This window comes from Streptomyces sp. NPDC058401 (genome assembly GCF_042722885.1).
Classification (GTDB): domain Bacteria; phylum Actinomycetota; class Actinomycetes; order Streptomycetales; family Streptomycetaceae; genus Streptomyces.
Genome location: NZ_JBHXKA010000231.1, coordinates 1 through 6,954 on the forward strand (window position 1 = coordinate 1; position 6,954 = coordinate 6,954).

At 72.9% G+C, this 6,954-nt stretch carries 7 protein-coding genes; 4 read left to right on the plus strand and 3 right to left on the minus strand.

Going from position 1 to position 6,954, the window contains the following annotated elements:
- Window positions 1-72: 72 nt before the first annotated feature.
- The 3 genes from ACFWNV_RS38715 to ACFWNV_RS38725 all read right to left on the minus strand — a co-directional run bounded on the left by ACFWNV_RS38715 (window position 73) and on the right by ACFWNV_RS38725 (window position 1,341).
- The gene (locus ACFWNV_RS38715; RefSeq protein ID WP_327306290.1) at window positions 73-306 is read right to left on the minus strand and encodes a chaplin; all 234 of its coding nucleotides are present in this window, start codon (window positions 304-306) and stop codon (window positions 73-75) included.
- 252 nt (window positions 307-558) lie between these two features.
- A complete protein-coding gene (locus tag ACFWNV_RS38720) occupies window positions 559-969 on the minus strand; it encodes a rodlin (protein WP_383956745.1) in 411 nt (136 codons plus the stop codon).
- Window positions 970-1,086: 117 nt separating this feature from the next.
- Window positions 1,087-1,341, minus strand: coding sequence for a chaplin (locus ACFWNV_RS38725; protein ID WP_383956748.1), 255 nt, complete (start codon window positions 1,339-1,341; stop codon window positions 1,087-1,089).
- Window positions 1,342-1,444: 103 nt separating this feature from the next.
- Between ACFWNV_RS38725 and ACFWNV_RS38730 the strand changes: the two genes are divergently transcribed.
- From ACFWNV_RS38730 to ACFWNV_RS38745, 4 genes are read left to right on the plus strand one after another with little or no spacing between them, the layout of a single operon-like run.
- Complete coding sequence (locus ACFWNV_RS38730; protein WP_383956751.1) at window positions 1,445-2,650, plus strand: DUF3344 domain-containing protein; 1,206 nt, start codon at window positions 1,445-1,447, stop codon at window positions 2,648-2,650.
- A 19-nt stretch (window positions 2,651-2,669) separates the two neighbouring features.
- Complete coding sequence (locus ACFWNV_RS38735) at window positions 2,670-3,884, plus strand: glycosyltransferase (RefSeq protein WP_383956754.1); 1,215 nt, start codon at window positions 2,670-2,672, stop codon at window positions 3,882-3,884.
- Window positions 3,881-5,500, plus strand: coding sequence for an exopolysaccharide biosynthesis polyprenyl glycosylphosphotransferase (locus ACFWNV_RS38740; protein WP_383956756.1), 1,620 nt, complete (start codon window positions 3,881-3,883; stop codon window positions 5,498-5,500). Before ACFWNV_RS38735 ends, ACFWNV_RS38740 begins: the two co-directional genes overlap by 4 nt.
- A 3-nt stretch (window positions 5,501-5,503) precedes the next feature.
- Window positions 5,504-6,949, plus strand: coding sequence for an O-antigen ligase family protein (locus ACFWNV_RS38745; RefSeq protein WP_383956759.1), 1,446 nt, complete (start codon window positions 5,504-5,506; stop codon window positions 6,947-6,949).
- Window positions 6,950-6,954: the final 5 nt, after the last annotated feature.

The following is a 6,954-nucleotide window of genomic DNA, read 5'->3' on the forward strand; positions in this document are numbered from 1 at the left end:
GCGTGTTGCCCCACACCCCGCGCCTCCCCCCCCACCCCGAGGAGGTCTGCCCTTGCGGGCACAGGCGCTTCGTCAGGCGTTGACGCAGGTGTTGCCGAACGCGGGGTTCAGCAGGGCGATCACGTTGACGGTGTTGCCGCAGACGTTGACCGGGACGTGGACCGGGACCTGGAGCACGTTCCCGGACAGGACGCCGGGGGAGCCGACGGCCTTGCCGTCCGCAGCCGAGTCGGCCATGGCGGGGGAGGCGGCACCGGCGGCCATCAGAATGCCGGCGGCCAGCACCACTGCCTTCTTGTACGTCATTTGTTTTCGTTTCCTTCCCGCAGAGGTCTATCCGCTGCAGGAATAACAACGAGTGGGTCCGTGAAAAGAAACCGGGGATTTTCGCGCGCCTCCGGCCAATTCACTCAGATGCCTGTGGCGTCCTGAATTGTGGCCGGATTGTTCCGGTCGCTTCGGAGTCTTTATCCGGGGCCCGACATGCGGCGGGGCCGCCGCGACCCGAAGGTGCGACGGCCCCACTGGCGCGGTGCTGTGTCAGCCGGCGCGGCGCTGTCAGCTGCCGGCGGAGCCGTTGCCGGACAGGACCGGGATGTTGCTGAGGATGTGCGAGAGAGCCTCGTCGCCCTTGGCCTGGGTGGAGTTCTCGGTGCACTGCTGGTTCTGCGGGCTGGACAGGACGGGGATGTCCTGGACGCCGACGTTGACCAGAGCCAGGACGGACTGGACGTTGGCCTTGGCGGGCAGGGCGATGCAGGGCTTGTTGAACGAGCCCTGGATGAGCGCCATCTGCGGGCTCATGTTGCCGTAGGTGGCCTGGTTGCCGTAGATCTGCGAGGCCCCGTTGCCGTTCACGGTGTTGATGCCGTGGTCGTTGCCGATGGCCATGGCCTGCGGGGCCATGGCGGCACCCAGACCGACGAACGAGGCGGCAACCGCTGCGCCGGCCGCAAACTTCTTGATCATGATGGTCCCTTTTTTGCAGGATTGCCCGGTACTCAAGCACTCGGATCAACTGCACAACCGCGGTTCGGGTTGCGTGTGTTCACTCGGATGCCGAAGTTTCGGGCGGCACGGTTGACGTCAGGCGTTGACGCAGGTGTTGCCGAACGAGGGGTTCAGCAGGGCGATCACGTTCACGGTGTTGCCACAGACGTTCACCGGGACGTGGACCGGGACCTGGAGCAGGTTGCCGCTCAGGACGCCCGGGGACCCGCCGGTGAAGCCGTTCGCCGTCGCGCCGCCGCCACCGTGCGCGGAGGCGAGGCCCGCGCCGCCCATCAGCAGCGCGGTGCTCGCGACCGCCAGGGTGGTGCCGCGCACCAGCCTCTTCTTCATCTCCGTTTTTCCTTTCGGTTCGAACAATGGTGCAACCCCATAACGACCCGCCCGTCTCCAGGGTGCGTGCTATCGCCCAAAAGGCCGTACGGGCGAGTCCGGCGTGATTTCCCTCCTGATTTCTGACAAAGTTCACTCCTGTTTTGTCCCCTTGATCGAAAATGGAGACAGGGTCATGGGTTCCTCCCGCAGAATCCTCGGCACGCTCGGTCTGCTGTCCTGCCTCACACTTTCGGTGAACGCACCTCTTGCGAGTGCGACTGCCGCTACCGCCGCCGCCCCGCCGGGCGTGCGGGCTCCGCTGGTCAAGGAGGCGCCCCGGGTTCCGTTCACCCAGCGTTACCAGGCCGTGCAGCACGGGGGTCTGGTCCGGGCCTCGAACTCGTCCATCGGCTGCCGCAAGGAGGAGTCCGCGCAGGCCGAGCCGTGCGCCGAGGTCAACAAGGGCGCGGCCGGGACCAACGGCGACTACGAGATGTTCTACGACGAGGTCGACAAGGACCCGGACACCTACAACTCCACCCGGGCCGAGCTCAAGGTCCCGGCGGGCGCGAAGGTCTCGTACGCCCGGCTGTACTGGGGCGGGAACCTGCGGGTCGGCGAGCAGAAGCCGCCGGAGGACAACGGCCGGGTGCTCGTCGCCGAGCCGGGCGGCGCGTACAAGGAAGTGCTGGCCGACACGGCGATCGGGCACCGCAGCGACGCGGCCGGCGACGCTTACCAGGCCTCCGCCGACGTGACCCCGCTGGTCCGCAAGGGCGGCGCCGGGATGTGGACGGTGGCCCAGCTGAACATCGCCATGGGGCACTCGGACGCGGGTGCCTGGGGCGGCTGGACGCTGGTGGTGGCCTACGAGCACCCGCAGGAGCCGGTGCGCAGGGTCTCGGTCTGGGACGGCTTCGAAGGGCTGGCCGCGGGGGCCGGCGAGGCGGCGGGCGAGACGGTGGAGCTCGCCGGTCTGGATGCGGCGCCCGGAGCGCAGGGGCGGGTCGGGGTGGTCGGGTACGACGGGGACCGCGGAACGCTCGGGGATTCACTCACGGTGACCGCCGACAGCGGGCGCCGGATCAGTCTCAGTGACGGAGAAAATCCTTTTAATGATGTTATGAATTCCACGATCACGGAATTCGGAGATCACTCGTTCGTGCGACAGCCCGAACATATGAATAACCTCGGATATGACGCGGACGTGTTCGATCTGAGCCCCGCCCTGTCCGGTGGCGCCCGCAGCCTGACCTTCGGGTTCACAGGCGAAAACCAGGGTCATTTCCTCGGTGTGCTCTTCGTTCAGACAGACGCGCGCCGCTGAACGCAGGAGACCACTCCACGTGCCGACACAGCCTTCTTCACCCTCTCCCTCCCCTTCCTCCTCCCCCTCCCGGCCTCCGGCCGTCCTCCACCTCGTCCAGCCGGTCGAGGGCGGGGTCGCCCGCGTCGTCGTCGACCTCGTACGCGCCCAGTCCGCGGCCGGCCTGCGGACCTACGTCGGCTGCCCGCGCGGCGGACAACTCGCGGACGCCGCCCGTGAGGCCGGGGCCGAGGTGCTCACCTGGCGTGCCGGGCGGGCCCCCGGACCGGGGCTGGCCGCCGAAGTCCTCGGCGCGCGCCGCCTGATCGCACGGGTCCGGCCCGACGTCCTGCACGCCCACAGCGCCAAGGCCGGACTCGCCGGGCGGCTCGCCGTGCGCGGGGCCGTCCCGACCGTCTTCCAGCCGCACGCCTGGTCCTTCGACGCCGTGGGCGGGGCCACCGCCGCGCTCGCGCTGCGCTGGGAGCGCTTCGGGGCCCGTTGGGCCGACCGGGTGCTCTGCGTCAGCGAGGCCGAACGCCGCACCGGCGAGTCCGAGGGGATCGCCGCCCGCTGGTCGGTGATCCGCAACGGCGTCGACCTCGCGTACTTCCGCCCCGGCGGCCCGGACCCCGTCCAGGACAAGGCCCGGGCCCGCGCCGAACTCCCGTTGCCCGCCGCCTTCCAGGGTGACGGGCCGCTCGCCGTCTGCGTCGGCCGGCTCTGCCAGCAGAAGGGGCAGGACGTCCTGCTGCGCGCCTGGCCGGAGCTGCTCGGAGCCGTTCCCGGGGCCCGTCTGGTGCTCGTCGGGGACGGTCCCGACATGGAACGGCTGCGCCGCGGAGCCCCGCCCTCGGTCCACTTCGCGGGGGCCGCCTTCGACATCCGGCCGTGGCTTCGGGCCGCCGATCTCGTTGTACTGCCGTCGCGGTGGGAAGGCATGGCGCTCGCCCCGCTCGAAGCCATGGCCTGTGGCCGCCCGGTCCTGGTCTCCGACGTCAGCGGTGCCAGGGAGAGCCTCCCGCCCGGCCAGGGACGGCTGTGCCTGGTGGAACCGGAGGACCCGACGGCGCTGGCCAAGGCCCTGGGCGGGCTGCTCGCCGAGCCGCGGCTGCTCGCCGAACTCGGGGAGCAGGCGGAGCGGCACGCCCGGATGGAATTCGACGTGCGGCGCACCACGGACGCGGTCACCGGTCTGTATCACGAACTGCTGGGCAGGCCCCGGCCCTTGAACCAGGAGCGCATCAGCCGATGACGATGGACAGCGCACCCGCCCGGCACACCGGGCAGGACGGCACGGGGCCCGCCGGCGGTATCACCGGCATCACCGGACTCACCGGAACGACCACGACCACGACCGCGACCACGACCGCGAGCACCGCCGGCGGCGGCGCGACCAGTGCGGCCACCAGTACCGCGGCCGGCGCCGGCCTCACCGCCGTGCGGCGTTCCGTGACCGCCATCCACCCGCCGCGCGGACCCAAGGCCGACCGCGCCCGGGCCGCCGTACGGCCCGAGCGGGTGCGCCGCCGGGACGGGACCGCTCCGCTGCTGGCCGCCGACGCCCTCGCCGCCGTGGCGGGGGTGGCGGCGCTGCCCGGAGCGGAGCTGCCCCTCGCGGCGGCCGCCCCCCTCGCCCTGGGCCTGATCGCGCTGCACGCCCAGGCCGGGCTGTACCGGCCGCGGCTCGCCCCCTCCGCGCTCCTCGAACTGCCCGCGCTCGCCGGGCGGGCCGCCGCCCTGTGGTGCGGGGCCGCCGCCGTGCTGGCCGCCACCGCCCCGGGCGACGCCCTGGGGTGGAGCGCGCTGCTCGGCGCCTTCTGCGTCCAGGTCGTACTGGCCTGCGCGGGACGCGGAGCCGTCAACCAGCTCCGCCGCCGCACCCGCACCCGCCGCCCCGCCTCCGCCCTGGTCGTCGGACCCGGCGCCGGGGCGAGCGCGGTGGCCGCCGCCCTGCACGGGCGACCCGAGTACGGACTGCGCCCCGTCGGGCTCGCGGACACCGGGCCCGACGGGGAGGCGGCGGCGGGAGTGCCCGTACTGGCCACCCACGAGGACATCCGGCGCGCCGTCATCCAGAACTCCGTCCGGCACGCCGTCTTCACCCGCCCGCCCGAGGCCGACGAACGCACCGCCTCCCTGGTCCGGCTCTTCCACGACCACGGCTGCCGGCTCTGGCTCGCCGACCCGGCGGGCACCGCCAAGGTCACCGGGATGCGCGTCGCGCAGCCCGCCGACCAGCTGTGGGGGTACGCCGTCCAGCCGCTGCTGCCGCGCCCGGCGCGGCCCGTCGAGCGGTACGTGAAGCGGGTCATCGACTCCTCGCTCGCCGCGATCGCCCTGCTGGCCGCCGCCCCCGTGATGGGCGTCTGCGCGCTCGCCGTGCGGATCTCCGACGGGCCGGGGGTGATCTTCCGGCAGGAGCGGGTCGGCCTGTACGGGCGCCCCTTCACCCTGCTGAAGTTCCGCACCCTGCGCGCCGACGCGCACGAGTCCGCCACCCGCTGGACGGTGGCCGGCGACTGCCGGATGAGCCCGATCGGCTCCTTCCTGCGCAAGTCCTCGCTGGACGAGCTGCCGCAGCTGTGGAACGTGGTCCGCGGCGATATGAGCCTCGTCGGTCCGCGCCCCGAACGGCCCTTCTTCGTGGCCAAGTTCAGCAGCGTGCACCCCGGGTACGAGGCCCGGCACCGGATGCCCGTCGGCATCACCGGCCTCGCCCAGATCAACGGGCTGCGCGGTGACACCTCCATCGAGGACCGGGCCCGCTTCGACAACCACTACATCGACACCTGGTCGCTGTGGCAGGACCTGTGGATCCTGGCCCGCACCGCGGCCTCCTTCTTCCGCTTCCGGCTGGGGGGCAGCTAAAGCATGAGCCTTGCCGCACCGACGTCCTGGTCCCGCCCGGACACCGCCGACCTGCTGCGCCGGCACTGGCCGCTGCTGCCGCTCGCCGCGACCGTACTGGCCCTCCTGATCCCCGTCCCGGCCGGTGACGCGACCGCCTCGGGGAAGGTCGGTCCGGCCGACGCCGCCTCGCTGCTGCTCGTGTTCGTCTGCGGGATCCAGGCCCTGCGGGGCCGGGTCCGGCCGCTGAGCCCGCTCGGGGTGCTCGTCCTCGGCCTGCCGGCCGTCGGGCTCGCCGTCTCCACGGTGACCGCGGGGGACCCGTACGCGGCCCTGCCCGGGTTCGTGCGCTACCTCCAGGTGTTCGTGCTGGTCCCGGCGGCGATCGTGCTGCTGGTGCGGGACGCCTCCGAGTTCCGGCTGGCCGCGGGGTGCTTCGTGGTGCTGGCGCTGGTCCAGGGAGCGGTGGGCGTGGTGCAGTTCGCCACCCACACCGGGGCCTCGTACCAGGGCGAGGACATCCGCGCCGTGGGCACCTTCGGACCCGGCGACGTCATGGGCATGGCCACCGTCGTGGCCTACGGCCTGGTCGTCGCCACCGCCGGCGCACTCGCGCCGGGGCTGCCGGCGCGGGTCCGGCGGGCCTCGGGCGCGGCGGCGCTGATCCTGGTGCTCCCGCTGGTGCTGTCCTTCAGTCGGGGCGCCTGGATCGCGACCTTCGCCGCGGCCGGACTGGTGATGGTCCTCGCCGGGATCCGGCGGGCCCTGAAGGTGCTCCTGGCGCTGGCCGCCGCCGGGGTGGTCCTCGTGGGCGGCTTCGGCGTCGGCTCCGCGATGGTCGCGGAGCGGCTGACCTCGATCACGCAGGTGTCCGACGCCCCCGACCAGTCGGTGACCGACCGCTACACGATGTGGGCCGCGGCCGGGTCGATGTGGCGCGAGCGGCCCGCGGTGGGCGTCGGCCTGAAGGGCTTCCCGGCCAACCGGGACGCGCACTCCGGGCTGGCCCTGTCCTCCGGCAGCGACACCGCGGGCGCCGGCCAGGGATACATCCGCCAGCCGCTGCTGTCCCCGCACAACATGTACCTGCTGGTGCTGAGCGAGCAGGGGCTGACCGGGCTGATCGCCCTGGCGGGCGGCTGGCTGGCCCTGCTCGTGGCGGGCCTGCGGCGGTGCCTGGCCGGACCCTCCGCGGTCCGGGACTGCGGACTCATCGCGACCGGCCTGCTCGTCTGGCAGCTCACCGACTTCCTCTACGCGGACATCGGGGGCCCCTCGACCGTCCTGACCGGAGTGATCATCGGCCTGGCGGCCTGGTGGGCGCTCCCCTCCGGGAGCGGGACGGGTGAGCCCGCCTCCGGCGACGCCCGTGGACGGCGTGGACGCAGGCGGGCCGCCGGGGCCGCCCCCGGCCGCGGGCCGGGTGCGCCTGCCCGGGTCGCCGCCCCCGAGGGTGCGGCCGGCCGGTGACGGAT

Coding starts and splice junctions, on each gene's coding strand:
- ACFWNV_RS38715 (WP_327306290.1), bottom strand. CDS start 306: ATGACGTACAAGAAGGCAGTGGTGCTGGCCGCCGGCATTCTGATGGCC.
- ACFWNV_RS38720 (WP_383956745.1), bottom strand. CDS start 969: ATGATCAAGAAGTTTGCGGCCGGCGCAGCGGTTGCCGCCTCGTTCGTC.
- ACFWNV_RS38725 (WP_383956748.1), bottom strand. CDS start 1,341: ATGAAGAAGAGGCTGGTGCGCGGCACCACCCTGGCGGTCGCGAGCACC.
- ACFWNV_RS38740 (WP_383956756.1), top strand. CDS start 3,881: ATGACGATGGACAGCGCACCCGCCCGGCACACCGGGCAGGACGGCACG.
- ACFWNV_RS38745 (WP_383956759.1), top strand. CDS start 5,504: ATGAGCCTTGCCGCACCGACGTCCTGGTCCCGCCCGGACACCGCCGAC.